Annotated in this window: 26 protein-coding genes and 1 pseudogene; 13 read left to right on the top strand and 14 right to left on the bottom strand. The window is 62.3% G+C overall.

The annotated features are described in order from the left end of the window. Positions 1-156: 156 nt before the first annotated feature. Positions 157-711: a hypothetical protein gene (locus tag Q1V60_RS05260; RefSeq protein ID WP_300628107.1), complete on the bottom strand. Its 555-nt coding sequence runs from the start codon at positions 709-711 to the stop codon at positions 157-159. Between the two features lie 72 nt (positions 712-783). Further along, positions 784-2592 carry a monovalent cation:proton antiporter-2 (CPA2) family protein gene (locus Q1V60_RS05255; protein ID WP_300628105.1) on the bottom strand — a complete coding sequence of 603 codons (1809 nt, stop codon included), beginning with the start codon at positions 2590-2592 and terminating at the stop codon, positions 784-786. A gap of 279 nt (positions 2593-2871) precedes the next feature. On the opposite strand from Q1V60_RS05255, the gene Q1V60_RS05250 reads away from it, so the two are divergent. Beyond that, the gene (locus Q1V60_RS05250) at positions 2872-4428 is read left to right on the top strand and encodes a DUF726 domain-containing protein (protein ID WP_300628103.1); all 1557 of its coding nucleotides are present in this window, start codon (positions 2872-2874) and stop codon (positions 4426-4428) included. 38 nt (positions 4429-4466) lie between these two features. Further along, positions 4467-5786: an Nramp family divalent metal transporter gene (locus Q1V60_RS05245; protein WP_124358130.1), complete on the top strand. Its 1320-nt coding sequence runs from the start codon at positions 4467-4469 to the stop codon at positions 5784-5786. A gap of 1 nt (position 5787) precedes the next feature. On the opposite strand, the gene Q1V60_RS05240 is transcribed toward Q1V60_RS05245, so the two are convergent. After that, positions 5788-6720: a LysR family transcriptional regulator gene (locus Q1V60_RS05240; RefSeq protein ID WP_300628100.1), complete on the bottom strand. Its 933-nt coding sequence runs from the start codon at positions 6718-6720 to the stop codon at positions 5788-5790. Positions 6721-6832: 112 nt separating this feature from the next. On the opposite strand from Q1V60_RS05240, the gene Q1V60_RS05235 reads away from it, so the two are divergent. From Q1V60_RS05235 to Q1V60_RS05225, 4 genes and pseudogenes are all read left to right on the top strand, one after another. Further along, the gene (locus Q1V60_RS05235; RefSeq protein ID WP_300628098.1) at positions 6833-7321 is read left to right on the top strand and encodes a DMT family transporter; all 489 of its coding nucleotides are present in this window, start codon (positions 6833-6835) and stop codon (positions 7319-7321) included. Between the two features lie 4 nt (positions 7322-7325). Continuing rightward, positions 7326-7781 (top strand): DMT family transporter, encoded by a 456-nt coding sequence (locus Q1V60_RS05230; RefSeq protein WP_300628096.1) that lies wholly within the window; start codon positions 7326-7328, stop codon positions 7779-7781. Between the two features lie 2 nt (positions 7782-7783). Next, a pseudogene (locus Q1V60_RS24940) lies at positions 7784-7861 on the top strand (EamA-like transporter family protein); the annotation flags it as partial. Between the two features lie 89 nt (positions 7862-7950). Next, entirely contained in the window at positions 7951-8124 is a 174-nt protein-coding gene (locus Q1V60_RS05225) for a metallothionein (RefSeq protein WP_300628094.1), read from the top strand. Between the two features lie 74 nt (positions 8125-8198). Here the strand turns inward: Q1V60_RS05225 and Q1V60_RS05220 are convergent, their stop codons facing one another. The 3 genes from Q1V60_RS05220 to Q1V60_RS05210 all read right to left on the bottom strand — a co-directional run bounded on the left by Q1V60_RS05220 (position 8199) and on the right by Q1V60_RS05210 (position 11282). Beyond that, a complete protein-coding gene (locus Q1V60_RS05220) occupies positions 8199-9227 on the bottom strand; it encodes a purine nucleoside permease (RefSeq protein WP_300628091.1) in 1029 nt (342 codons plus the stop codon). A gap of 14 nt (positions 9228-9241) precedes the next feature. Beyond that, a complete protein-coding gene (locus Q1V60_RS05215; RefSeq protein WP_300628089.1) occupies positions 9242-10192 on the bottom strand; it encodes a nucleoside-specific channel-forming protein Tsx in 951 nt (316 codons plus the stop codon). Positions 10193-10367: 175 nt separating this feature from the next. Further along, on the bottom strand, positions 10368-11282 hold the full coding sequence (locus Q1V60_RS05210; protein ID WP_300628087.1) for an AraC family transcriptional regulator: 915 nt from the start codon (positions 11280-11282) through the stop codon (positions 10368-10370). A gap of 210 nt (positions 11283-11492) precedes the next feature. Between Q1V60_RS05210 and Q1V60_RS05205 the strand changes: the two genes are divergently transcribed. Continuing rightward, a complete protein-coding gene (locus Q1V60_RS05205) occupies positions 11493-12818 on the top strand; it encodes a sugar ABC transporter substrate-binding protein (protein ID WP_300628085.1) in 1326 nt (441 codons plus the stop codon). Between the two features lie 17 nt (positions 12819-12835). Beyond that, on the top strand, positions 12836-13609 hold the full coding sequence (locus Q1V60_RS05200; protein WP_300628082.1) for an L-iditol 2-dehydrogenase: 774 nt from the start codon (positions 12836-12838) through the stop codon (positions 13607-13609). A 75-nt stretch (positions 13610-13684) separates the two neighbouring features. Here the strand turns inward: Q1V60_RS05200 and Q1V60_RS05195 are convergent, their stop codons facing one another. Then, positions 13685-14377: an NUDIX hydrolase gene (locus tag Q1V60_RS05195; RefSeq protein ID WP_300628080.1), complete on the bottom strand. Its 693-nt coding sequence runs from the start codon at positions 14375-14377 to the stop codon at positions 13685-13687. A gap of 146 nt (positions 14378-14523) precedes the next feature. On the opposite strand from Q1V60_RS05195, the gene Q1V60_RS05190 reads away from it, so the two are divergent. The 4 genes from Q1V60_RS05190 to Q1V60_RS05175 all read left to right on the top strand — a co-directional run bounded on the left by Q1V60_RS05190 (position 14524) and on the right by Q1V60_RS05175 (position 17820). Continuing rightward, positions 14524-15171, top strand: coding sequence for an isochorismatase family protein (locus tag Q1V60_RS05190; RefSeq protein WP_300628078.1), 648 nt, complete (start codon positions 14524-14526; stop codon positions 15169-15171). Positions 15172-15182: 11 nt separating this feature from the next. Continuing rightward, positions 15183-16400 carry a nicotinate phosphoribosyltransferase gene (gene pncB / locus Q1V60_RS05185; protein WP_300628076.1) on the top strand — a complete coding sequence of 406 codons (1218 nt, stop codon included), beginning with the start codon at positions 15183-15185 and terminating at the stop codon, positions 16398-16400. Position 16401: 1 nt separating this feature from the next. Then, positions 16402-17217: an ammonia-dependent NAD(+) synthetase gene (gene nadE / locus Q1V60_RS05180; protein WP_300628074.1), complete on the top strand. Its 816-nt coding sequence runs from the start codon at positions 16402-16404 to the stop codon at positions 17215-17217. Between the two features lie 120 nt (positions 17218-17337). Next, a complete protein-coding gene (locus Q1V60_RS05175) occupies positions 17338-17820 on the top strand; it encodes a hypothetical protein (RefSeq protein ID WP_300628072.1) in 483 nt (160 codons plus the stop codon). A gap of 41 nt (positions 17821-17861) precedes the next feature. Here Q1V60_RS05175 and Q1V60_RS05170 read toward each other — a convergent pair whose 3' ends face one another. The 7 genes from Q1V60_RS05170 to Q1V60_RS05140 are packed head-to-tail and all read right to left on the bottom strand — an operon-like array spanning position 17862 to position 24300. Then, positions 17862-18893 carry an ABC transporter substrate-binding protein gene (locus Q1V60_RS05170; protein ID WP_300628070.1) on the bottom strand — a complete coding sequence of 344 codons (1032 nt, stop codon included), beginning with the start codon at positions 18891-18893 and terminating at the stop codon, positions 17862-17864. A gap of 13 nt (positions 18894-18906) precedes the next feature. Beyond that, entirely contained in the window at positions 18907-20004 is a 1098-nt protein-coding gene (locus Q1V60_RS05165; RefSeq protein ID WP_300628067.1) for an FAD-dependent oxidoreductase, read from the bottom strand. Continuing rightward, complete coding sequence (locus Q1V60_RS05160; RefSeq protein ID WP_300628065.1) at positions 20001-21344, bottom strand: NAD(P)/FAD-dependent oxidoreductase; 1344 nt, start codon at positions 21342-21344, stop codon at positions 20001-20003. The genes Q1V60_RS05165 and Q1V60_RS05160 overlap by 4 nt, the downstream gene beginning before the upstream one ends. Further along, the gene (locus Q1V60_RS05155; protein ID WP_300628063.1) at positions 21341-21631 is read right to left on the bottom strand and encodes a (2Fe-2S)-binding protein; all 291 of its coding nucleotides are present in this window, start codon (positions 21629-21631) and stop codon (positions 21341-21343) included. Before Q1V60_RS05155 ends, Q1V60_RS05160 begins: the two co-directional genes overlap by 4 nt. Next, positions 21631-22425 (bottom strand): ABC transporter permease, encoded by a 795-nt coding sequence (locus tag Q1V60_RS05150; RefSeq protein ID WP_300628061.1) that lies wholly within the window; start codon positions 22423-22425, stop codon positions 21631-21633. The genes Q1V60_RS05155 and Q1V60_RS05150 overlap by 1 nt, the downstream gene beginning before the upstream one ends. 4 nt (positions 22426-22429) lie before the next feature. Beyond that, a complete protein-coding gene (locus Q1V60_RS05145) occupies positions 22430-23275 on the bottom strand; it encodes an ABC transporter permease (RefSeq protein ID WP_300628059.1) in 846 nt (281 codons plus the stop codon). Next, the gene (locus Q1V60_RS05140) at positions 23272-24300 is read right to left on the bottom strand and encodes an ABC transporter ATP-binding protein (RefSeq protein WP_300628056.1); all 1029 of its coding nucleotides are present in this window, start codon (positions 24298-24300) and stop codon (positions 23272-23274) included. The genes Q1V60_RS05145 and Q1V60_RS05140 overlap by 4 nt, the downstream gene beginning before the upstream one ends. Positions 24301-24539: 239 nt before the next feature. Here Q1V60_RS05140 and Q1V60_RS05135 point away from each other — a divergent pair, with 239 nt between their 5' ends. Next, a complete protein-coding gene (locus tag Q1V60_RS05135) occupies positions 24540-25373 on the top strand; it encodes an IclR family transcriptional regulator (protein WP_300628054.1) in 834 nt (277 codons plus the stop codon). The last annotated feature ends 186 nt before the right edge of the window (positions 25374-25559 follow it).

The following is a 25559-nucleotide window of genomic DNA, read 5'->3' as shown; positions in this document are numbered from 1 at the left end:
TTGCTCCCGTTGGGGCGCGAAGCGGCCCCAAAAATGGGACTGCTACGCAGTCCAGCGGGAGCAAGCTCCCTCGCCACAGGGACCGGTTCTGTCTTAACTGACTGGCATTAGGGCAAGCCCGCTCCCACATTGGCTTTGCGTCGCGTGGCGATTGGCTTACTTGCCGCCGGTAATCTGCTTCACCAACGCAGCATGGCCCTTCACATCGTCCGCCCGGGAAATTGCCTGGATCACCAACAGGTGATTGCCGGAACCGCCGAGGAACGTGGAGTTCAAGGTCTTGCCACCGCCCTGGGTGGCGGTGCTGTCGACCTGGCGCAGGCCAAGGCCCTTGAAGGTCAGTTTTTTCTCGTTGAGTTTCTTGAAGTCGGGCAGGGCGGCGCTCTGGTTCTTGACGAAGTCGTTCACCGCGCCATCGAGGAATTTCGCATCGTTATCCTGGATCGTTACCCCGTCGTTGCGCACGGTTTCGGCGACGATCACCACACTTTTTGTGGTTGCGTTGGCGTACAGCGTTCCTTGGGTGTCGGCGGTGCCGTCTTCAGCCTTGCCGGAAGGCAGGGCATCGGCGATGTAAGCCTTGGGCAAGCTGAAGGTGAACTTGCCACCCAACGTGGAGAGGGTTTGCGTGGCCGGTTTGGCGGCGGCGAACACGCCGCTGGCGGTAAGCGCGAGGGCCAGCAGCACTGCGGTCTTGGTGAACGTGGCCATGAAGCGCTCCAGGGATGAACGAAATTGCGGCGTATTCTGTCAGAAAATTCGCAAGATCGTTCATCTGCAGCCTCACACCTTGTCGGACTCTTCCTGAAGCCGATCCATCTCGAACAAGCGCGCCAGTTCCGTACGGGCTTCCTGGGCCGACTGCATGACTTTGGCCGCATCGTCGTACACCGAATGCTGGGCGGCGAGGACCTGCTGGTCATGGGTCTTGAAACGGTCGATGCGGGCATCGGCCTGAGCCTGGCTCAAACCGAGGCCGACCAGGGTGCGACGGCTCATTTCCAGGCTGGAATAAAAGGTTTCACGCACCGGGGAGGCGTCCAGGTCCACCAGGCGGTGTACGTGCTGGCGGTTACGCGCACGGGCGATGATTTTCATGTGCGGGTAGCGGTTGCGCACCAGTTCGGCGGTCTTGATGTTGATCTCCGGGTCATCCATGGCGATCACGAAGAATTCCGCCTGGTCGACCTTGGCCGCGTGAAGGATTTCCGGGCGTTGCGGGTCACCGTAAAACACCGGCATGCCGCCGAAGCTGCGGGTCAGCTCGATGGTTTCCACCGAGGTGTCGAGGGCGATGAACGAGATGTTCTGCGCGCGCAGGATCCGCGCGACGATCTGGCCCATCCGGCCCATGCCGGCGATGACCACACGCGGTGCGTCGCCTTCGATGGCGCGGTATTCCTCGGGCACGTCCACCGTCTTGCTCCTGGGTTTGAACAGCTTCGGGCACACCAACAGCAGCAGCGGTGTCACGGCCATGGACAGGGTGATGGTGAGCACCAGCACGTCGTAGAGATGCGGTTCGAACAGGCCCTGGTCGCGGCCGATTTTGAAGACCACGAAGGCAAACTCGCCCCCCGCCGCCAATACCACGCCCAGGCGCAGGGCGCTTTCACGATTGAGGTCGCCGGCCATGCGACCCACGACGTACAACAGCGGCAGTTTCAAACCGATCAACAGCAACGTCAGCCCGATCACCACCAGCGGTGTGCTGAGCAGCAGGCTGAGGTTGGCGCCCATGCCCACGCTGATAAAAAACAGCCCCAGCAGCAGGCCCTTGAACGGTTCGATCTGGGATTCCAGTTCGTGACGGTATTCCGAGTCCGCCAGCAGCAGCCCGGCGAGGAAAGCGCCGAGGGCCATGGACACGCCCGCCAGTTCCATCAGCCAAGCGGTGCCGATCACCACCAGCAGCGCGGTGGCGGTGGACACTTCGCGCAGGCCGGTCTTGGCGACGATCCGAAACACCGGACGCAACAGGTAGCGCCCGCCGATGATCACCACGGCAATGCTGGCAAGGATCTGCAAGACGTGCTGCACGCCCTGGGCTTCAGTGGTCGGATGATCGCTGCCGGCCAGCAACGGCACCATGGCGATCAACGGGATTGCGGCGATGTCCTGGAATAACAGGATCGCAAAGGCCAGGCGCCCATGGGGCTGGTTGAGTTCTTTGCGCTCGGCCAGGCTTTGCAGGCCAAACGCGGTGGAGGACAACGCCAGGCCCAGGCCCAGCACGATCGCGCTGTTCCATGACTGGCCAAACAGCCACAGCGCCATCACGCCGATGACCAGCCCGGTGAGCAGCACCTGGGCCAGGCCGACACCGAACACCGCCTTGCGCATCAGCCACAACCGTTTGGGCGACAGTTCCAGGCCGATGATGAACAGCAACAGCACCACGCCCAGTTCAGAGAACTGCGCCACGCTTTGCGGGTTGCCGATCAGGCCCAACACCGAGGGGCCGATGATCACGCCGGCGAACAGATAGCCCAGCACCGCGCCCAGTTGCAGGCGCTTGGCCAGCGGCACGGCCAGCACAACGGCGAACAGGAACACCACGGCTGCTTGTAACAGGTTGCCTTCATGGGGCATTGAAAACTCCATTGTTTGCTTGGATCGACTGCTGACGCCTTCAAGGGCGAGGCCGCTATTAGAGCGCGTTTTCATCCCCGCACACTTGTATTTTTGATGCGAAGGTCAATGGATGTTGGCAGTTCTCCCGCGCGCGTGGCGCGTTGGCGACGCGGTTTTGCGAGCAGCAGGGCAACTTCGCCGGCGAACACCCCGGGAGGCGATGCCTACTGTTTTCATCTCGGCTTGATTGGCTCTTTGTTACCATGGCCGTCCTTCGTCACCAGGAGTCACCGCCCCATGCAGCACCAGTGGGATGAAATGCACCGCACCCGCAAGCCTACGTTCGTCCTGTGCGGCGAGCCTCAGGGGGACGTGCTCAATCTCTATGTTCACGGTTATTCGGCGTTTTTCAGCCAGCAGCAATTGGCTGGCTTCAAGGCACAACTGGCCGGCATTGAAGGCTCGACCAACCTGATGCTGTTCTGGCCGGCCGGGCACTTCCTGGAAAACCTGTTTGCACCGTTCAAGGACGTGATCGCCTCGATGCTCGGCGGAGGTGGCCTGGGCGCGGCGACGGTGGGTGTGGGCAAGGCGATCGCTTACTTTCTCGACCATTACAAAAGTGTCGAGGCGCGTGTCGATGAAGTGGCCAAGACCTTGTTGCCTGAGCTGGCAAAGTACCTGCATGCCGAATCGCTCCAGGTGCGGCAAATCAATCTGATCGGCCACTCCCTTGGCGCTCGCATCCTGGTCAAGAGCGTGCTGGCCAGCCCCGATGTCGCCCACGAACTGCCGTTGAATAATTTATTGCTGATGGGCGGGGCAATCTGTACGTCGAGCCCTTGGGAAGCAGTGTCGGCGCCGTTCAAGGGACGGGTGATCAACTGCCACTCCAGTAAGGACTGGGCGCTGGCGATGAAGCCCGATACCGAGCGTTGCATCGGCCGCTATGCCATTGCGGTGACCCCGGCACTGAAGGCCAAGGTCACCAATGTTCACCTGGCCAGCTTCGATCATGCCGCTTACTGGCCGCAGTTGAAGAAGGTGGTGCAGTACACCGACCTGTTGCAGGAACGCCGCGGCCTGATCCGCGCCGACCTGCGCAGCAGTGAGGTGCGCTTCGCCGAAGAAGACGTGGATTTGTTGCCGATGCTGGTGCAGGCGCGGCCGGATGAGTTGAAGTTTCTCGCCGAGCTGATGGCGCAAAAGCGCAGTGCCTCAATTGATGCCGATGTACGCGAACCGCTCAAGCTGGCCATCGAGTTGCAGCGCATGGGCGGCGACAGTTTTATGAACCTGGCCCGTGGCCACGGCGTGGCCTATCGGCAGATCGCCGAAGCGGTGGCGCAACGCTTGGGCATTAAGTTCGACGGTGCAATTGCCAGCGTTGCCCTGGCGGATATCGAAGGGCAGGTCGCGGAAAAACTGATCGAGCAATACCAGGACAAACTCAGCGGTGCCGACCGACAGGCGTTCGACGCCGAACTCAAGGCCGCGATGCAAAAAGAGCAGGGCGTGTTCAGCCGGTTCGACGTGGGCCGCTCGGCCGCCACCGCCTTGAGCGGTACGGCATTGGCGGGGCTTACCGGCTTTATTGTGCGGCGCGGCGCCGCCACGGCGATTCCGGTGGTGGGCCAGGCGTTGGCGGCGGCGATGTTGCTGGTCAGCGGCGTACGGGCGTTTTCCGGGCCGGCTTATTCGATCACTCCTCTGGCGGTGCTGGTGGTCGGCGTGATTCGCCGGCGCCTGGAACGGGAGGCGCTGAACCAGGAGTTGGACCTGGTGGTGCAAGTGGTTGAGGCATTTGACCTGCCTCGGGAGACGGTGATGCGCACGGTCGCGTCCGACTGCTAAGCTGCCGCCCTGACTTGTGTGTTTGCCTGGGATACCGCGTGAAATTCAGCCTGCCGAAAATTGCTACCGCCCCCTTCTGCCCGCCGGAAGTGGCCGGCTCCGTTGCCGTTGACCCCAAGGCGTCGTTTTTCAAGCGCGTGCTGATGTTCGCCGGCCCCGGCCTGTTGATCTCCATCGGCTACATGGACCCCGGCAACTGGGCGACCGCCATCGAAGCCGGGTCGCGCTACGGCTACAGCCTGTTATTTGTGGTGTTGCTGGCCAGCCTGGCGGGGATGGCGGTGCAGTGCCTGTGCTCGCGGCTGGGTATCGCCACCGGTAAAGACCTGGCCCAACTGTGCCGCGAGCGCTACAGCAAGCGCTCGGCGCGCACCCAGTGGGCGTTGGCGGAGATTTCCATCATCGCCACCGACCTTGCCGAAGTGCTTGGCTGCGCCCTGGCGTTTCACCTGCTGCTCGGTGTTTCGCTGACCACCGGCATCGTCATCACCGCCTTCGACACGCTGTTGATCCTGGCCCTGCAGAACCGTGGCTTCCGCCGGCTGGAAGCAATCATGCTGGCGCTGGTCGCGACCATCGGCGTGTGCTTTTTTATCGAACTGGTGCTGATCAAACCCTACTGGCCGGACGTGCTCAGTGGTTTCACCCCGTCCCTGTCGGCCATCAGCGACGCCGCGCCGCTGTACCTGGCCATCGGCATTCTCGGGGCGACCGTGATGCCGCATAACCTTTACCTGCACACCTCCATCGTGCAAACCCGCATGATCGGCAAAGACCTTGCCAGCAAACAGGACGCGGTCAAGCTTGCGCGCATCGACACCATTGGCTCCCTGGCCCTGGCCCTGATGGTCAACGCGGCCATTCTGGTGCTGGCCGCCGCGGCGTTCTACAAGACGGGCCATACCGACGTGGTGGAGATCCAGGACGCCTATCATCTGCTCGACCCGCTGGTGGGCGGCGCTTTCGCCAGCATCCTGTTCGGCATCGCTTTGCTGGCTTCGGGCCAAAGTTCGACCTTTACCGGCACGATCGCCGGCCAAGTGATCATGGAGGGTTACCTCAACCTGCGCATACCGTGCTGGCAGCGCCGCCTGATCACCCGTGGTCTGGCGCTGATCCCGGCGTTTCTCGGTGTCTGGCTGATGGGTGACGACGCCATCGGCAAGCTGCTGATTCTCAGCCAGGTGGTCCTGAGCCTGCAGTTGCCCTTCGCGTTATACCCGCTGATCCGCATGACCGGCGACAAGCAACTGATGGGCCCGTTCGTTAACCGCCTGCCCACGCGGATGCTGGCGTGGTTTTTGTTTGCGGTGATCAGTGGGGCGAATGCGTGGTTGATTGGGCAGTGGGTGTTCTGACTCACCGATCCCAATACGGCACCTGCCCGAAACACTCCACGAAGTAATCAATCACCGTCCGCACCTTCAGCGACAGCCTCCGGCTGCCCGGCCACAACGCCGCGATCTGTTGAGGCTCCAGGGTGGTTGCCACCTCGTATTCGGTCAGCACCGCCTGCAAGGTGCCGGCGCGCAGGCTTTCGCCGATCAGCCAGGAAGGAAACACCACCAGCCCCAGGCCCTGTTCGGCGGCGTGGGTCAGGGTGTCGGCATGGTTGCCGGTGATCGGGCCTTTGACGCTGTAGGCGCTCCAGTCGCCCTGGTCGCGGCGCAAGAACCAGCGTTCCTGGCCTTTAACGCCCTTGTAGGCCAGGCATTGGTGGTTGATCAGTTCGTCGGGATGACGCGGCGTGCCGTGCCGCGCCAGGTAGGCGGGGCTGGCGGCGAGGCGAAAGCGTTGCGGCGCGAAGATCCGCGCCTGCATGCTGGAATCATTGAGCACCCCGATACGAAACAGCAGGTCGGTACCGTCCTGCAGCGGGTCGACGAAAGTGTCGGTTTGCTGGATATCCAGTTGCAGCTTCGGATAGCGCCGGCAAAACTCCCCCAGCCACGGCGAAAGATGACGCTGGCCGAACACCATTGGCGCATTGATGCGCACCAGTCCGCTGGGTTCGCTGTCCTGTTCCTGCAGGGCCTGGCTCGCTGTCTCCAATTGCTCCAGCATCAGCCGCGCGTGCCGCCCGAGCAGGCGTCCGGCTTCGGTGGGGCTCACGGCGCGGGTGTGGCGGTACAGCAACTGCTGGCCGAGGGCTTGCTCCATAAGCTGGATCTGCCGAGAGATGGACGAGGGCGCCAGGCCTTCGCGGCGTGCCACTTCAGAAAAGCTGCCATGGTCCAGCACCGCGACGAACAGGCGCAGCGCCTTGAAACTCAGCTCATTCAAACCCTGCATTGTGGCTCCAGGCTGTGCGTTTTGCGCAAAGGTGTTATCGGCATGCTGCCATTTATCGCACAGCTCGACCACCGGATAATGCGCGCACGTTTTCTTGAAGCACAGGTGATGTATGCAGGCACGTTCTATCGAGGGTTCGGCGCAGGCCAGGCCGAAGCGAAATATTCTTCGGTTGCTGTTGCTGCCGTTGGTCATCCTGGCTGGCATGGGCCTGTCGGTGGAAGCCGGTTTGCTTGGGCCACTGGGCGTGCAGGTCGGGCATTTGTGGGCGACGTTGAGCATCTTCGGCGTCGGCTCGGCGATCCTGTTTTTGCTGTTGCTGTTCAGCGGCCCGCAAAAGGGGCCTGCGTTCACAGAGCTGCCGCGCTGGCAGTTGATCGGTGGTTTCCTGGGGCCGATGTACGTGGTGGTGCTGACCCTGGCCACGCCCCATATCGGTGTGGCCATGACGATGATTGCGATCCTGTCCGGGCAGGTGGGCAAGAGTGTGTTGATCGACCATTTCGGTTGGTTCGGCACGGCGCGCAAGCGGGTCAATGTGGAGCGCTGGATAGCCCTGGCGTTGATTGTGGCGGCACTTGTTCTGATTGCACGAGGGTAAGGCGATGAATCTGATTCTGTTGTTGGTCGTGGTGGTCGCCGCGGGTGCGGTATTGAGTGTGCAGGCCGCCATCAACGGCCGCCTGGGCCAGACCGTCGGGGTGTTGCGCAGCAGCCTGCTGACCTTTGCCGTGGGTGCGCTCACCACCGCGCTGTTGATATTTTTCTTCGAGCCTGCCCAGGCTGTCAGTTTGCTGGACGTGCCGAAGTGGCAACTGACCGGCGCGTTGTTCGGCGTGGTGTACATGATGGTGATGGTGGGCGCGGTGCCGGTGGTGGGCACGGCGGTGGCCACGGTGGCGGTGATCGTGGGGCAATTGGGCATGGGCATGCTGATCGACAACTTCGGTTGGCTGGGCAACCCGGCGATCGAACTGTCCGGCAGCCGGATCGTGGCGATGCTGTGCCTGGCCCTGGCCTTGGTGTTCATGTATCGCAGCAATACGCGCCAGGCCGACTGACGGCGCGGATCGTGGCGATGCTGTGCCTGGCCCTGGCCCTGGTGTTCATGTATCGCAGCAGTACGCGCCAGGCCGACTGACGGCGCTGAACCTTGGCGCCGCGCCTGGAGTCACTGCTTAAGGTGTGGCGTTCGCCGCACCGTGACGACCATGAAGAAGGAGTCTGACCATGCCGGATCAAACCTGTGCTTGCCCACACTGCAAATGCGTACTGGGCGTCGACGCGGTAATGAAGGACGGTAAAGGCTATTGCTGCCAGGGCTGCGCCGAGCATCATGCGCATGGCGAGCCTTGCGCGGCGACGACCGGTTGCGAATGCGCCAAATCGTCTGCCAATGCCTGAAGTGATTTGGGTGTTCTTCCTGCGTTAGCAATGTGAGAGGGGCGGTGGGCCCCTCCCGGATTTTTGATTTTGCATCAAGCCTCAGGAACGCCTTTCTCCCAAGCCGACCAGTTTTGCAAAATTGCCTGTACCAGCGGATTTCCCGTGCGGTACAGGTTCTCCAAGGCCGGTACGAAACCGCCCTGATCGGCGTACTTGAGCAGGTTGTCCACTTCGCTGTAGCCCGGATACGGGCGGTCAAAGTCGGAGCCTGCGCGCACCACCGCCAGGCGCTGGATATCCACCAACCCTTCGCGGCTGGCGCGTAGCAAGGCTTCGTAGGTGGAGTTGTCTTCCTGCTGGGTGGTGCAGTATTCGCCTTTGTTGTCCGTGAGCAGTTTGGTCCACACCTCGGCGCGTTCGCTCAGGCGGGTGCCGGAGAACCAAGTGTTGCCCGCCAGGGTGTCGCAGCGTGTGACCTGGGGCGGCTGATTGGCCGGGGCGGCGGGGTAGTGCTTGCGCCAGGCGGCGGATTCCTTGCTTTCGGTCAGTTCCACCTTGTGCGACAAGGCAAACGCTTTGGCTTGCAGCTTGGGGTTGAGTTCGAACACTTCGGTCTTGTAGTCCAGCGGCGGTTTTTCATTGGGCCCCTTGGTGTTGATACCTATATAACCGGTCGGCCAATCCTTGGGTGCGTCCCTTGAATCCAACTCCCACTGCGTACCGAACTCCACCAGGTAATGCGCCCACGCGGCCGTGCCGATAGTGCCGTGCTTGGGGCTGATACCGGCAATCCCGGCGATCAGGAAATAACTCTGGCGCAGGTCGAATTTGGGCGACAAGGCCAGTGCCAGGGTGGAGGCGGCGGCGTTGGTCTGGCCCATGCCGGTCACCAGCAGGCACACATCCTGGGTGTTACAGCGAATCGCCGGGTACTCGGCGGACAAGCCCGGCACGCGTACTTCCTGGGTGAGTGCCAGGCGATCGATCCAGGTTTGCGCCTCGGGGGCGAACATGGTGATCAGCATCACTTTGGGTTTGATCGGCGCCGCGCTGTCCGCCAGCACCACATGGGGCAGCAGGGCCAAACCGACGGCCATCGAAAGACGGGTAAACCTATTCATCTGCAGCTCCTTGATCAGAATTGATAGCCCACGCCGGCGTAGTAACCCCAGCCGTCGGAACGGGCGCGGAAGTTGCCTTCGCCGAAATTCAACTCGCTGCCATCCTCCCAGTTGCCGCCGTTATGAAAGTAACGGCCGACCAGGGTGAACCGCAGGTGGGTGAACGAGTACAGCAATACGTTGGTCGCCACCAGGGAATTGGCGGTGCGCGCCGGGTTGTCCTTGTGCAGGTCCGAGCCGAAATCATAGTTGGTGAAGCCGATGTAGGTCAGCGAGGCACCATTGTCGAATGTGCCGATGGGCACGATGTATTTCATCTGCGCGCGGTAGCCGTCCCAGGAATATTCATTGCTGGCGCCATAATTTTCCCACTGGTAGCGCCCGTAGAAGTTGGCCGACAGGTTGACCCGCGAGTGCGTGTCGATATCGGTGCCAAGGCCGCTGTACAGGGTGTTGGCGCGATTGTCTGTGTTGCTGCCGTGGTCGTAGATCCAGTCGAACGCCACATACCATTCCTTGAACGGCCCTATCGCCAGGCTGCGGCCGGCGAGGTAGTCGATGGAGATGCGTGGCTCATGCTCCATGAACACGGGCGAGCCATGGTCCCACACGCCTTTGTCATTACTGTTACCGATGCCGAGGACCTTTGGCACATCGATGTAGCCGTACAGCTCGAACGGCCCCTTGCGGCCGAAATACTCGTATTCCAGGTAAACGTCGTCCTGTGGCTTGGGGCCGAAGCTGATGTCCTTGCTGCCGATCAGGGTCAGGTCCTGGTTGAACCACTCCGACAGGTAAACGCCTTTTTTCGCCGGCGGGCTGGCCTCAGGGCTGAGGGTTTCGCCCTGTGCTGAGTCATCCGCAGGGTTGTCCTGCGCCAAAATGGGTGCACTGAGTACTCCCGTAACGGCGGCCAGTAGCAAGGAAACACCAAAGCAAGCGCGAGGCGTTGAGGTGGAGTGCATTGAAAATCCCTATTCGTACGCGGTTTGAACCCGATTCCTCGGGTGGAGTGAACTTGGCTGCCCAGTTCGTTCCGCAAACGTTTGCACAGGCTGTACCAACTTTTCCCAATGGTCTGAATCGACTGGAAAAAGGCTGAAATAGTGGTCTTTTTGATCAGAAATGACTGGGTGTCATTTATTCAGGGTGGCTGAGGATGTGCAGGCCGGCACCGCGCCGATATTCACTCGGCGTCTGATTCATCTCGATCCGAAAGTGCCGGTTGAAATTGGAAAGGTTGGCATAGCCCACTTCAAAGCAGATGGCCGCCACCGACATATCGCTTTGCAGCAATAACCGGCAGGCGCGTTGCACACGGAATTTGCGCATCAGCTCGATAAAGCCATGGCCGGTATTGCGTTTGAAAAACCGCGAGAAGCCCGGTTCGCTCATTTCCAATTGCCGCGCGATGTCCGACAGGCGCACGTCGCCGCTCAGTTCCCGCATCAGATAGTCGAAGGCCTTATTGATGCGTTCGGCGCTGCGAGGGTCCAGGGTTGGCGCGTAGCGCGGGCTGGCCAGGACCTTGATCTGCCGGGGCGGGGCGTTCTGGAGGGTGTCGAGCAGTTGCAGGAACAGGATCAGCCGTTGCAGGCCCTGGGCGCTGCCGATGGCCTCCATCAGCCGAGCCGCATGCGCCGCTGTTTCGCCAATGAACTCAAGCCCGCGTCGCGCCTGTTCAAACAGCGGCTGTAAATCGCCGAGTTCCGGAAGGGCCTTGCGCAGGGCGAGGAGGGCGGCGCCGTCGAATTGCAGCACCACGTCGCGGCCGGTCTGGTAATCGCCGGGTGCCAGGTCGCCGATCCAGTCGTGGGGCAGGTCGGGACCGATCAGGGCGACATGCCCGGCACCGAATGCGCCGATATAGTCGCCCGCCACCAGCTTGCCGCTGCCGTGGCGGATCAGATGGATTTCGAACTCGGGATGATGGTTCCAGCGCGCCAGCTCCATCGGGTAGTCGTGTTCGAACCAGCGAAAGCAGTGCTGCGGTTCGGGCAGGATCACTTCAAGTTCGGCGGGGCGATGCTCGAACAGCGCGGTGCGGATGGGCATGCTGCTGCCTCGTGGGCGTTGGATAACCGCCAAAATACCCGCCTCGGCAGGCACGGCGCTACCCCCTTGGTCGCACGGCGCTGATACTTTTTTGATCCTGAAGCACCGGTTAAAAAAGTATTGGTCGAGCATCCGCCACGGGTTTGTGAGAAGCCGGCCCAAGCTGCTGTAATCGGCGCTCAACAACAAAAACAAACGGTGGACACCGCCATGCTCTCAACCCGCAACGCCACGCTTGCCCCCGCACTGTTGCTGCTGTCCGGCCTGGCCATAGCCCTGCCCGGTCAGGCTGCCGACACCGTGACCATCGCCACGGTCAACAACAGCGACATGATCCGCATGCAGCGCCTGTCCAAGGTGTTCGAGGCGCAGCATCCGAACATCCGGCTCAACTGGGTGGTGCTCGAAGAAAACGTGCTGCGCCAGCGCCTCACCACCGATATCGCCACCCAGGGCGGCCAGTTCGACGTGCTGACCATCGGTACCTACGAAACCCCGTTGTGGGCCGCCAAGCACTGGCTGGAACCGCTGACCGAACTGCCGGCCGACTACGATGCCGAGGATATCTTCCCCTCTGTGCGCCAGGGCCTGTCGGTTAACGGCACGCTCTACGCCTTGCCGTTCTACGGCGAAAGCACCGTGACCTATTACCGTACCGACCTGTTCAAGCAAGCCGGCCTGAGCATGCCCGCGCAACCCACCTGGACCCAGCTCGGCGAGTTTGCCGCCAAGCTGACGCAGAAAGACAAAGACCAATACGGCCTGTGCCTGCGCGGCAAGGCGGGGTGGGGCGAGAACATTGCGCTGCTGAGCACCATGGCCAATGCGTTCGGCGCACGCTGGTTCGATGAGCAGTGGAAGCCCGAACTGACCAGCCCTGAATGGACAGCCGCAGCCAATTTCTACGTCAACAGCCTCAAGCAATACGGCCCGCCGGGTGCGTCCAGCAATGGCTTCAACGAAACCCTGGCGTTGTTCAACAGCGGAAAGTGTGCGATCTGGGTCGACGCCAGCGTCGCCGGCTCCTTCACCACCGACACCAGCCAGAGCAAGGTCGCCGACCGCGTAGGCTTCGTCGCGGCTCCTACGGAGGTCACCGATAAGGGCTCTTCCTGGCTCTACGCCTGGTCGCTGGCCATCCCGGCCACCTCCAAACACAAAGACGCCGCCAAGGCCTTTATCAGTTGGGCGACGTCCAAGGACTATATCCAGCTGGTCGCCGATAAAGAGGGCATCACCAACGTACCGCCAGGCACGCGGCAATCCACTTACAGTCAGGCGTACTTGAAAGCGGCGCCGTTTGCCCAGGTCACCCTGCAAATGATGAAGCACGCAGACCCGGCGCACCCCTCGGCCAAACCGGTGCCGTACGTGGGCATCCAATACGTGACGATTCCCGAGTTCCAGGCCATCGGCACCTCCGTCGGCAAGCTGTTTTCAGCGGCGCTCACCGGTGGCATGTCGGTCGACCAGGCGCTGCAGCAGGCGCAGTCCACCACTGAGCGCGAGATGAAACGTGCCGGTTATCCAAAGTAATTCCACAGGACACCGCGATGAAACGACTTGAAGGGAAGAGCGCGCTGATCACCGGATCGGCGCGAGGGATTGGCCGTGCGTTTGCCCAGGCCTATATCCGGGAAGGCGCCACTGTCGCCATTGCCGATATCAACCTGCAGCGCGCCGAGCAGACCGCTGGCGAACTGGGCCCCCAGGCTTACGCGGTGGCGATGGACGTCACCGACCAAGCCTCCATTGACGCCGCCATGGCCGCCGTGGTCGCCCACGCCGGCAAGCTGGATATTCTGATCAATAACGCGGCACTGTTCGACCTGGCGCCCATCGTCGAGATCACCCGTGACAGCTATGAACGGCTGTTTTCGATCAACGTCGCCGGTACGCTGTTTACCTTGCAGGCGGCCGCGCGGCAGATGATTGAGCAGGGCCACGGCGGCAAGATCATCAACATGGCCAGCCAGGCCGGACGGCGCGGCGAGGCGCTGGTGGCGGTGTATTGCGCGACCAAGGCGGCGGTGATCAGCCTCACGCAATCGGCGGGGTTGAACCTGATCAAGCAGGGCATCAACGTCAATGCCATCGCCCCGGGCGTGGTGGACGGTGAGCACTGGGATGGGGTGGATGCGCTGTTCGCCAGGCACGAGGGCCTGGCGCCGGGCGAGAAAAAGAAGCGGGTAGGGGACGAGGTGCCTTATGGGCGGATGGGCACGGCTGAAGACCTGACCGGCATGGCGATCTTTTTGGCGTCGAAAGAGGCTGACTATGTCGTCGCACAAACCTACAACGTCGACGGCGGCAATTGGATGAACTAGAGACCGGCACCGCTCAAAAAGGTGGGAACCGGCAACCCGGCTCCCACCTTTTTTATTTGTTGTGCCCGCCGTCGGTCACTCGGCAAAACTGCGGTCGAAGAAGTAAATCTCCCCTGGCTTCAACATTTCCACCGTCGCCTGCGGCCTGCCGCCTTCACCCGGCTTCTTGCGCCCCGTCTCCCGCAAATACCCCGCCTCAGTCAGCTTCAACAAGCGCTGGCGAACACTGGTCTTGAGCACCGGCCGCGCCAGCACCAGAGAGAACATCGTGGTCGCTTGCGGCGCACTGAATTCAGTGCCCAGGAACATCAAGGGCAAGCTGCTGTACAGCGATTTGGACAACAGCCGTTCCTGCACCGCCGCAACGATCAGGTTGTGATCGAATGGCAGCTTGATACTGCCGTCCGCCACCGCGTTCAGCGAAAACCAGGCCTGATGGTCACCCAGCGTTACTTCGTGCGCCACAATCGCCAGGTAGTAAGTGGACGACGACCAACAGCGCGGGTCGCGAAACGCATCGCCTACCGTGCCAACCTGCTCGCACCAGGCCAGATCCAGGCCGACTTTGTCACTGGCGCGCAACCTTTCCACGGCATCGTTGAGGCTCAGATCTTGCACGCCGCCATTCACCACCACGCCCGGCAGCGCCCAGTGCCCGGCGAAGGGCTCGGCCTCGCGTTTGTTCAGCAGCAGCTTGAGTTCTCCCGAGGCGCGGCAGTAATACAGTGCGCACAGGTCGACGGTATGGAGGTAGGCGCTAAGTGGCATGTGAAGTCCTTCCGAACGGCAATGGGGCACAGTTTAACCAATCGAACGGCGATGTCATGTACTTGCTCAAGCAAAGAAAAATAAATGTTTCTTGCTATGAAAGTACATGACGTGTACTTTTGTTTCCAGGCCACCGGAGAATCACCATGACCCTTGCGAAAACTGCCATCGCTTCATTTGACGTCGACGCCCAGAAGAGCTTCACGCCACTGTGCCCCGACGAGTTGCCCGTCGCCGGTGGCGATTTGATCGGTGCCGAACTCAACTACATGGCCGGCCTTGCCGGGCATCGCATCGGCAGCAAGGACGCCCACACCCCGCACGCGCCCTGGGTGGTCGCGCAGCACAGCCAGATGCTGCAACCCACCGGCCTGGCTCACGCCGATGTCACGTGGGTCAGCCACTGCGTACCGGGCACCGAAGGCTTTACCTTGCTCGATGAATTGCCGACTCCCTATGACTACAACTACTTCGTCTGGAAAGGCGTCGAACCCGACCTGCACCCGTACGGTGCCTGCTACCACGACCTGCACGACAAGCTGTCGACCGGCGTCATCGAATACCTCAGGGCCCACGGCATTGTCCGCGTCATCGTCGGTGGCCTGGCGCTGGACTACTGTGTCAAAACCACCGCCTTGCAGCTGCTCAAGGCCGGGCTGCACGTGGTGTTGCACCTGCCGGCATGCCGCGCGATCACTGAGGAGGGCGGCGTACAGGCCGTCAATGAGTTGCTCAAGGCCGGTGCTGTGATCAGCAGTACCCGCGAAGAACTGGCCGCGATGGCCACGCGTTAAGGAGAACCACCATGGAAAGTGCCTACGACCACGACGCCCCGATAATCCAGGGCTTGCTCGACACCGATTACTACACCTTCACCATGATGCAAGCGGTGCTGCACCAGCATCCCAATGTGGACGTGGAGTACAACTTTATCGTCCGCTCCAGGGAAAAGCTCGGCCACCTGATCCCGCAGTTGCGCGCCGAGCTGGAGAAGCTTGCCGGCCTGCAGATGCGCGAAGGCGAGCTGCGCTTCCTGTTCAACCCGTGCTTTCGCGAATACCTCACGCCGGATTACGAGCGCTTCCTCGGGCTGTTTCGCTTCAACCTGCGCTATATGCACGTCAGTGAAGTGGACGGGCAATTGAACATCCGCGTGATCGGCCCGATGCTGCACTGCATCATGTTCGAGCAACCGGTACTGGCGCTGGTGAGCGAACTGCGCAACCGCGACAAGTACCCCGACGTGACCCTCGAAGACGTCACCCGCAAGCTCTACCAGAAGTTCGACTGGCTGGAGAAAAACCTCAGCCGCGATGAGCTTGCCGACCTGCGTGTCTCCGACTTCTCCACCCGCCGGCGCCTGTCATTCAAGGCCCAGCGCGAAGTGGTGGATATCATGCGCCGCGACTTCCCCGGTCAGTTCCTCGGCACCAGCAACGCGCACCTGGCCTACGAATTCGACTTGCCGCTGATCGGCACCATGGCCCACCAATGGCTGATGGTGCACCAGCAACTGGGGCGCCTGCGCGAAAGCCAGAACGCCGCGTTGGAAAACTGGGTGCGTGAATACCGCGGCCGCCTCGGAATGGCCCTGACCGATTGCATCAGCACCGATTTCTTCCTCAAGGATTTCGATCTGTACTTCGCCAAGCTCTACGACGGCCTGCGCCAGGACTCCGGTGACCCCATCGTATGGGCCGACAAGGTGCTGGCCAAATATAAGGAACTCGGCATCGACCCCATGACCAAAGACCTTATGTTCTCTGATGGCCTGAATTTCGAGAAATGCGTGCCGATCCTGCGGCACATCCGTGGCAAGGCCAGGTTTGGCTTCGGCATGGGCACCAGCCTGGCCTGCGATGTGGACGGCGTGGAGCCGTTGAGCATCGTGATGAAGCTGGTGCGGGTACACGGCGAGCCGGTGGTGAAATTCTCGGATGACCCGGTCAAGAACGTCTGCGAAGACCCGTCGTTTTTGCAGTACGCAGCACAGGTATTCAACGTTGGTAGCGTGGAGGCATGACATGCAAACTCAAGAACGGATTGCGCGTGAGCTGAACGTCGATCGCTCGCTGGTCAAAGGTGGCGAGCAGCAGGAAATTCAACGGCGCATTGATTTCATCAAGACCACCTTGCGCCATTCCGGCTGCAAGGCGCTGGTGCTGGGGATCAGCGGCGGCGTCGACTCGTTGGTCGCAGGCCGCCTGTGCCAACTGGCGGCGCAGCAACTGCGCGAAGAAGGATACGCCGCGCGCTTTGTCGCGATGCGCCTGCCCTATAAAACCCAGGGCGACGAACACGACGCCCAGGCTTCCCTGGACTTTATCCTGCCGGACCATATCGACACCCTCGACATCGCCGCCAGTGTCGACGGCCTGATGGCCAGCCTGGCCGCCGCCGAAGCCAGCGCCGAGCAAGTCGACTTCATCAAGGGCAACGTCAAGGCCCGCTCGCGCATGATCGCGCAATACGCGGTCGCCAACCTGCACAATGGCCTGGTGGTCGGCACCGACCAGGCGGCCGAAGCGCTGATGGGCTTTTTCACCAAATTCGGCGATGGCGCCTGTGACCTCGCGCCGTTATCCGGCCTGACCAAAACCCAGGTTCGCCTGCTGGCGTGGGCCCTCGGCGCTCCGGAAAACCTGGCGTACAAGCCTCCCACTGCGGACCTTGAAGAACTGGCGCCGGGCAAGCTCGACGAGGACGCCTACGGTTGCTCGTATGAAGAGATCGACGCGTACCTGATGGGCGAGCCGGTCAGTGAACGGGTGAGGGCGATTGTCGAAGGGGCGTATGACAAGACTGCACATAAACGCGCGCTGCCGATTGTCCCTCAGTAAAAAGCGCGGAGGCTTTAGCGAGATCAGGAACTGCCCGGCTGTAAAATGGAAGTTTTCCTACATTCGTGAGGAATGTGGATTCTTTACGCTCTGAGCTTTCAATGAGTTCAGGACTAGGCGATGACTTCCAGCGGGTTGAAAGCGAGTGATTCAATTGCCGGTGTTCTGCGCCGCCATCTGCCCGTGCTTATCGGCACGGCGCTGATGGCGATTTTTTCCGGCGCCATGGTGGTTGTTCTGGACGATCCGGCCTATTTGCGCAGGTTCGACGCCTCGCTCGTAGAGCAAATTTCCGCGTGCATTCTTCTCGGGTTGGCGGCTGTTCTGGTGTTTTCCGCTGCCATGATGCTGCGCGGGCGACACTGGGCAGCCATTCTCCTGGCAGGCTACTTTGCCGTGTGTTTGATGTTGGTGATACCGACCATTCGGCACCATCCACATACCCTGGCGTATGCGCTGGGTGTGGTCTGTCCGCTGTGCGGACTGCTTCTGCTCAATACCGAACGCCATCGCGAGATGCGCCAGCAGCTGTCTGAACGTCGTGCCCAGCGCCATCGGGCAAGCCCCGCCCACCTTACGGGCGAAGAGCCGAAGGCCAAGTAACAGCCGCTCCCTCGGCGTATGGGAGCGGCTGTGCTTGCGCTCTAGCGCTCGATCGACCGACTCCAGCGCGCGTTCCACTCCGGCCGCGCCTGGTTGACCTGGTCCCAATCAATCGAAATCGCCGTCTGCAAATAACCCTGCATCGCCTCCACGCGCGCGCGGGTTTTGTCGGTGGTCGGCGTGGTCGGGTTTGACGGAATCTGGTCGCCTTCCTCCAGCGCGGGCGCCTGGGCCTGGGCGGTGAGCAGGAACGCTGCGAGCTTTTGCGCCAGTTCCGGCTGGTCATTGCGTGCGATCACGCATTCAGCCACGTTCAGCACCACCGCGCCTTCCTTGGGCTGGGCATATTCCATGGGCACGCCGAGCAGTTTTTGCGTCGCCACCTGGGTGGGGGTCAGGGGGAAGATCGCGGCTTCGTCGGTCTGCACCATCTCGGAAATTTTTGCCGAGCTGGCGATGTATTCCAGCACGTTCGGCCCAACGGTTTTCGGCCAAGCCTTGAAGCCCGGTTCGACATTGGTTTCATTGCCGCCCTGAATGCGGTTGAACATCAGGAAACCATGCAGGCCGAACGTGGAGGACGCCAGCGACTGGAACACCACTTTCTCCTTGAAGCGCGGGTCGGCCAGGTCCATCCACGAGGTCGGCGCCGCCCAGCCCTGTTCCTTGAACATTTTGGCGTTGTAGCCAAGGCCGGTGACGCCGAGCGTTACGGCCACGGCTTGATCCTTGATTTTCGCCTTGGCCGGAATCTGCTCCAGGGGCGGGCTGGGCGCCAGTGTGTCGCACAGGCCCATGGAGATGGCGCGGTACATGATGCCGTCGTCGAGGAACATCACATGCATCTGCGGGTTGTCTTTGTTGACCTGGACCTTGGCGAGAATGTCCGACGAAGTGCCGGGCACGATCACCACCTTGACGTTGTTGGCCTTTTCGAAGGTGGGCAGCACTTTATCGGCGTAGACCCGTTCCATGGTGCCGCCGTTCATGCCCAGGTACAGCGTGGGCGCGGCATGGGCATTGGACGCGAGCAAGGCAAGGGACAAGCAGGACAGCGCACTACGTGGGTTCATGGGGTTTTTCCTCTCAGGCTTGGAAACGACGGATGGAAAACGCTTCAATGGGCTGGCGGCTGGCACCTGCGCAGACGATGTCTGCCAGGGCTTCACCGACCGCTGGACCGAGCTGGAACCCGGCACCGGCAAAACCGAAACCGTGGAGCAGGCCGGGTTGGGTGCTGCTGGGGCCGATCACCGGTTCATGATCGGGTAAATAACCTTCGGTGCCGCTCCAGGTGCGGATGGCCTGGGCTCCCCGCAGGAACGGGTACAACTCACCGGCATTGCGCAGGATCTCCAGCACCGCCGCCTGGCCGGGCCTGGCCTTCTGCGGGCCGAGGGCAAAGCCGCGACCGCCACCGAGGATGCAGTTGCCCCGCGCCACTTGCCGCGCATAGATGCCGCCGCCTTCGACGCCGGTGCTCACGTTCATCACCCTGGGCAACGGCTCGGTCACCAGCATCGCCGGGTGTGCCGAGACCATCGGCACCGGTTCGCCGAATTGCGCGGCGACATTGCCGGCCCACGCACCGGCGCAGTTGAGCAGCCATGGCGCCTGCAGGTGCAGGCCATTGGCGCAGTGCACCTGGAACCGGAGGCCGTCATGTTCGATTCGGTTCACGTGCGCCTGCTCGTGGACGGATGCGCCACGGCGCTGCGCCGCACGGGCGAAGGCCGGCGATACCAGGCGCGGGTTGGCGTGGCCGTCCTCGGGGCATAGCGAGGCGCCCACTGCGACATCGCCCACCCAAGGGAAACGCCTGCGCAACTCCGTGTAATCGAGCAGTTGCAGGTTCAGGCCAAAGCCACGGGTTTGTACGGCATAGGCTTCAAGCGCGGCAAAGTCGGCATGGCTGCGCGCCAGTTTCAGATGCCCGGAGCGCACGTATTCGCCGTCGATGCCGATCAGGCCAGGCAGGTCGGCCCACAATTGATGGGCGCGCTGTGACAGCGGCAACTGATGCAAGGGCCGACCCTGGCGCCGCACCCCGCCATAATTCACGCCACTGGAATGCGAGCCGCAAAAATCCCGCTCCACCAACGCCACGCGCTGACCCTGCCGCGCGAGCATCAGGGCCGCCGACGCGCCGACAATCCCGCCGCCCAACACAATCACGTCGATCACGGCTGCACCTGCACGCCGAACGGCAGCGGCTTGATCGGCGCCTGGCCACGCAGGCGCCCGACCTGTTCAATGCCGCGCCCGCTGCGCTCGGCGACGATTTCCGCCGTCGCCAGCCCGCACATGCGCCCCTGGCAGCGGCCCATGCCGACGCGGCAATGGGCCTTGACCCGGTTGATTTCCCAATGGCCTTCATCCACCACCGCGCGCACCTCACCGACACTGACTTCTTCGCAGCGGCACAGGGTCAACTCATCCGGCGCCTGCGCGGCCCACTGGGCGGGGAAGGGGAACGCGGTTTCCAGGCCGTGGCGAAAGCGCTGAATGCCCGCCAATTGCTGTTCCAGCCGGGTGATGCGGCGCTGATCGACCACGCGGCCGATATCTTCCAGTACGGCCAGCGCTGCACGCTCACCGGCCAGTTGCGCCGCGTCGGCACCCATGATGCCGGCCCCGTCGCCCGCCAGGTACACCTGCGCGACGCTGCTGCGCCCGGCGCTGTCGCGGTGCGGCAACCAGGCACGGTTCAGGCGGTTCCAGGCAAAGTCGCAGCCGAGCAAATCCGCCAGTTGCGTCTCACTGCGCAGGGCGTGGGCGAAGGCTACGGCGTCGCACGCCAGGGTCTGTTCGCCCCAGCGAATGCCGCTGACCCGTTGTTTGCCGTCGATCTGCCGCAGGTTTGCGCCCTGATGCACGGCAATCCCGTGGGCTGTCAGCCAGGCGCGGTAGTACATGCCTTTGGCCAGGGTCATCGGCTGCCCGAGCAGTGCCGGCAGTGCACGGCATTGGGCGCTGAACGGCGCGCTGTCGAGCACCGCCACCACCTTGGCGCCGGCCTTGGCATATTGGTACGCCACTAAATAAAGCAATGGTCCTGAACCGCAGAACGCTACGCGCTCGCCGATCGCGCAGCCCTGATATTTCAACGCAATTTGCGCGGCGCCCAGGCTGTAGACGCCGGGCAGGGTCCAGCCCGGCACCGGCAGGATACGGTCGGTGGCCCCGGTGGCGACGATGACCTGTGAGTACTCGACGCTCTCGGCGCGCCCCTCGGTGAGGGTGTCCAGGCGCCCGTCTTCGGCATTCCACACCAGGGTTTCGGGGCGGTAGTCGATCAGCGTGGCCAGCTCGTCCAGGGTGCGATGCACCGCCTGCGCCTTGCCCGCTTCAAAACCGTACAGCTGCTTGGCCGAGCGCTGAAAATTCACCGGTTGGCGCCGATAAACCTGCCCGCCGCCGCGCAGGCTTTCGTCGATCAGGCAGGGCTTGATGCCATGGTCGAGCAAGGTGCGCACCGCCGTGATGCCGGCCGGCCCTGCGCCCACTATCACGATCGGTTTCATACGTGGCGCCCCGGTTCGCGGCTGATCGCCTGGCCCTCTTCCAGCAGCGTCGAACAGGCCCGCACCCGGCGCCCGTCTTCAAGGCACACCCAGCAGTCCTGGCAGGCGCCCATCAGGCAGAAACCGGCGCGCCGCTCAGCGCTGAAGTCGCTGCCGCGCACGTGCTCGGCGCAGGTCAGGATGGCCGTCAGCAGGGTATCGCCGAGCAGGCCTGTGGCCGGTTGGCCGTCCAGGGTGAACGCCAGGGCAGGGCGGCGGGTTTCGGCAAGTCGTTTGAACAGAGCCATCAGTGTTTCCCCACCAGCACGCGGTCCAGGCCGTACACCCGGTCGAGCACGATCATGGTCGCTGCGGTCAGCGCGATTACCAGCGCCGACACCGCCGCCATCATTGGGTCGATGGACTCGGTGGCGTACACGTACATGCGCACCGGCAAGGTCTGGGTCGCCGGTGAGCTGACGAAAATCGACAGGGTCACTTCATCGAAACTGTTGATGAACGCCAGCAACCAGCCACCGGCCACGCCCGGCAGAATCATCGGCAGCGTGATCCGGCGAAACAGCGTAAAGCGGCTGGCGCCGAGGGAGTCGGCGGCCTGCTCGGCACTGCGATCAATCCCGATGGCGGCCGCCAGCACCAGGCGCAGCACGTAAGGCGTGATGATCACCACATGCGCAAGCATCAGCCAGGTGAAGCTGCCATTCACACCCATCAGCGCAAACAGGCGCAGCATGGCGACGCCCAGCACCAGGTGCGGGATGATGATCGGCGAGAGAAACAACGCACTGAAAAAATTGCGCCCCGGAAACGAATAACGGCTGATCGCCAATGCTGCCGGCACCGCGACCAGCGTGGCCAGCGTCGCGGCGGTAAACGCCAGGACCAGGCTGTTATAGAACGCCTGGATAAAGTCGGCGCGCTCGAACACCGCGCGAAACCAGCGCAGGGAGAAGCCCGACGTGGGCAGGCTCAAGGTGTTTTCCGGGGTGAAGGCCACCAGGCACACCACCACCAGCGGCGCCATCATAAACACCACTACCAGGCCATGGAAGCCGAGGGCTAAAGGACCGTTTCTGGACATGCGCTTAAACCCCCAGTGACTTTTTGTAGCGGCCTTCGACCATGCGATTCCAGCTCAGCATGATCAGCAGGTTGACCAACAGCAGCACCACGGCGATGGTCGCGCCCATGGGCCAGTTGAGTTCCGAGAGGTATTGGTCGTACACCACGGTGGCGACCATTTTCAGGCGGCGTCCGCCGAGCAGGCCGGGGATTGCGAACGAGCTGGCGGCAAGGCCGAACACGATCAGCGTGCCGGACAGCACGCCGGGCATCACTTGTGGCAAGACGATCTTGCGCATCACCGTGGCCTGGCTGGCACCCAGCGACAACGCGGCCTGCTCAGCCGACGGGTCGAGCTTCTGCAAGGACGTCCAGACCGGGATGATCATGAACGGCAGCATCACGTGCACCAGCGCGATGATCACCGCGAAGGGCGTGTACAGCAGCTTCACTGGGCGCCCGCCGAGCCATTGGATGGTTTGGTTGACCAGCCCGTCGGCGCCCAGTAGCAGGCTCCAGCCAAAGGCCCGCACCACCACCGAAATCAGCAACGGCGTGAGGATCAGAATCAGGAAGATCGAGCGCCACGGCGTGCCCATGCGGCTGAGGATATAGGCCTCCGGTACGCCGATAACCACGCACAGCAGGGTCACCAGCGCACTGATCCAGAAGGTGCGCCAGAAAATCTCGTAAAAGTAGGCGTCGCTGAACAACGACAGGTAATGGGCCAGGGTCCATTCATCGGCCTTCACGCCCACCTGGTAGTCGAACACGTTGAACGACAGCACCAGGGTGAGGCCCAGCGGCAGCACCAATAGCCCGGCAAACAACACCAGGGCCGGCAGCGAGAGCAAGTAACCCCGACTCATGGGTACACCTCATCCGCCGCCAGTACCCGCAGCAGGTCCGCTTGCCAATCCAGGCCTACCGCCGCGCCGTTGCTCAGCGGCACGCTGCCGTCGTTGCTGCGCACCACGGTGATTTCGCCGAGGTCGGTATGGATGCGGTACAGCCACTGGCTGCCGAAAAAGTAGCGGTTCAGGACCTTGCCCTGCAGCCGACCCGAGCCTGCGCCCACCAACTGGATTTTCTCCGGGCGCAGGCTCAGGGTCAGCTCGCCGGCGCCGCCTGGCGGGCCTACTTGCGGGATGCCCAGGGCATCGTAGTCGCCGCTGAGCAGATTGGCCTTGCCGACAAAGTCCGAGATGAACCGTGTGCGCGGGTGTTCGTACAACGTGTAGGGCGCATCGATCTGGGTCACGCGGCCGGCCTGCATCACCACCACGCGGTCGCTGATCGATAGCGCCTCGGCCTGGTCGTGGGTGACCATCAAGGTGGTGATGCCCACCGCGCATTGGATGCGACGGATTTCAAACTGCATCTCTTCGCGCAGGTTGGCGTCAAGGTTGGACAGCGGTTCATCGAGCAGCAGTACCGGCGGCTCGATCACCAGCGCGCGGGCCAGGGCCACACGCTGGCGCTGGCCACCGGACAGTTCCCGTGGGTAGCGTTCGGCATGCGGGGCCAGGCGCACCAGGTCCAGCACGGCTTTGACGCTGGCGGCGATCTCGACGGCGGGCACCTTGCGCATCTGCAGGCCGAAGGCGACGTTGTCGCGCACCGTCATGTGCGGGAACAGCGCGTAGCTCTGGAACACCACGCCCAGGCCTCGGCTGGCGGGCTTGGCATGGGTGATGTCGCGGCCGTCGAGCAGGATCTGCCCGCCGCTCACGTCGACGAAGCCGGCGATCATTTGCAGGGTGGTGGTCTTGCCGCAACCCGAGGGGCCGAGCAGGGAAACGAATTCGCCTTTTTCTACCGCAAGGTCGGTGGCGACCACTGCATCGACGGCGCCATAGCGTTTGCTCAAGGCGCGGAGTTGGAGAAATGCCATATCTGCGTTCCACCTTTTTGAGTCGCGTTGAAAACGCGCTTTTTTGTTTTGGGCAGATGCGAAAGAACCGCTGTGGGTGCGCTGGCGCTCGATCTCGGGTCGGCTGCCGGTTGTTGTTCATTTCGCCCCTGTGGACGCAGATTAGGACGAAGACTAGAGTGGACGGAAGACAGAATTTCACTGAATGGATAACTATTTTGAGTTTTATTCATTCATTAGAATTTATCAGGAGATTAAGCGTGGACGATTCCACTGAGCGGAATGAAAGCCCCGGGCAAGTCGGGGCTGGTGGCGTCTCTCGGCTGTTCGCCGTGTTGCGTACCTTGGGCCAGGTCGCCGAAGGCGGCGAGCGCGTTACCCAGCTCGCGCAACAGGTCGGCCTTTCGCAACCTACCACTCACCGCCTGCTGCGCAGCCTGATGGACGAGGGCATGGTCGAGCAGGACGCGCGCAGCAAACGCTACCGTCTGAGCCTGGAATTCTTTGCCCTGGCGGCGAATGCCGGCAAGAGCGGCAACCTGCGTGAACTGGTACGGCCAAGCCTGTTGCGTTTGAGTGCGTCCCTGGGCGATTCGCTGTTCCTGCTGGCCCGCAGTGGCTTTGACGCGATCTGCCTGGATCGCAGCGAAGGTCCTTACCCGATTCGCACCTTTACCGGCGATATCGGTGGGCGCGTGGCATTGGGTGTAGGGCAGGGCAGCCTGGCGATCCTGGCGTTCCTTCCCGAGGAAGAGCGCGAAACGGTGATTCGCTACAACTTGCCGCGCCTCAAGGACTTTCATTTATACGATGAAGTGCTGTTGCGTTCGCAGGTCGAGAACGTGCGCAGCCTGGGGTACGCCGCGCGCAACACGGGCGTGCTGGAAGGCATGGCCGGGCTGGCCGTGCCGATCCTGAACCGGGACGGGCATGCGGTCGCGGCGTTGAGCGTGGCGACCATCAGTGACCGCCTGGGGCCGAGCCGTTTGCCGATGGTGGTGGAATTGTTGAAGCGGGAGGCGGCGGCCATCGGGCCGCGGATCAACCCGTTTGATCCGACGTTGCGTCGGCCTTCCCAGGCGTTTGGTGGCTAGCCTTTTGCGGCGCGCAGGAGAGCGGAATCGAGAGGGGACTTTCCAGAATCGGTCCTACGCAAGTGCAGATATTTTCGCATCGCCATATAGGCTTTGGCTCTGCGTGCGGCGGTAAAATCCTTGCGCGTAATTGCATGTTTATTTGGAACCGCACGGTTTCAGCTGCCACCAAAAGGCAGCTGAACC

The organism is Pseudomonas sp., from assembly GCF_030147005.1.
GTDB lineage: Bacteria > Pseudomonadota > Gammaproteobacteria > Pseudomonadales > Pseudomonadaceae > Aquipseudomonas.
This window is presented reverse-complemented; position numbering and strand designations above follow the sequence as displayed.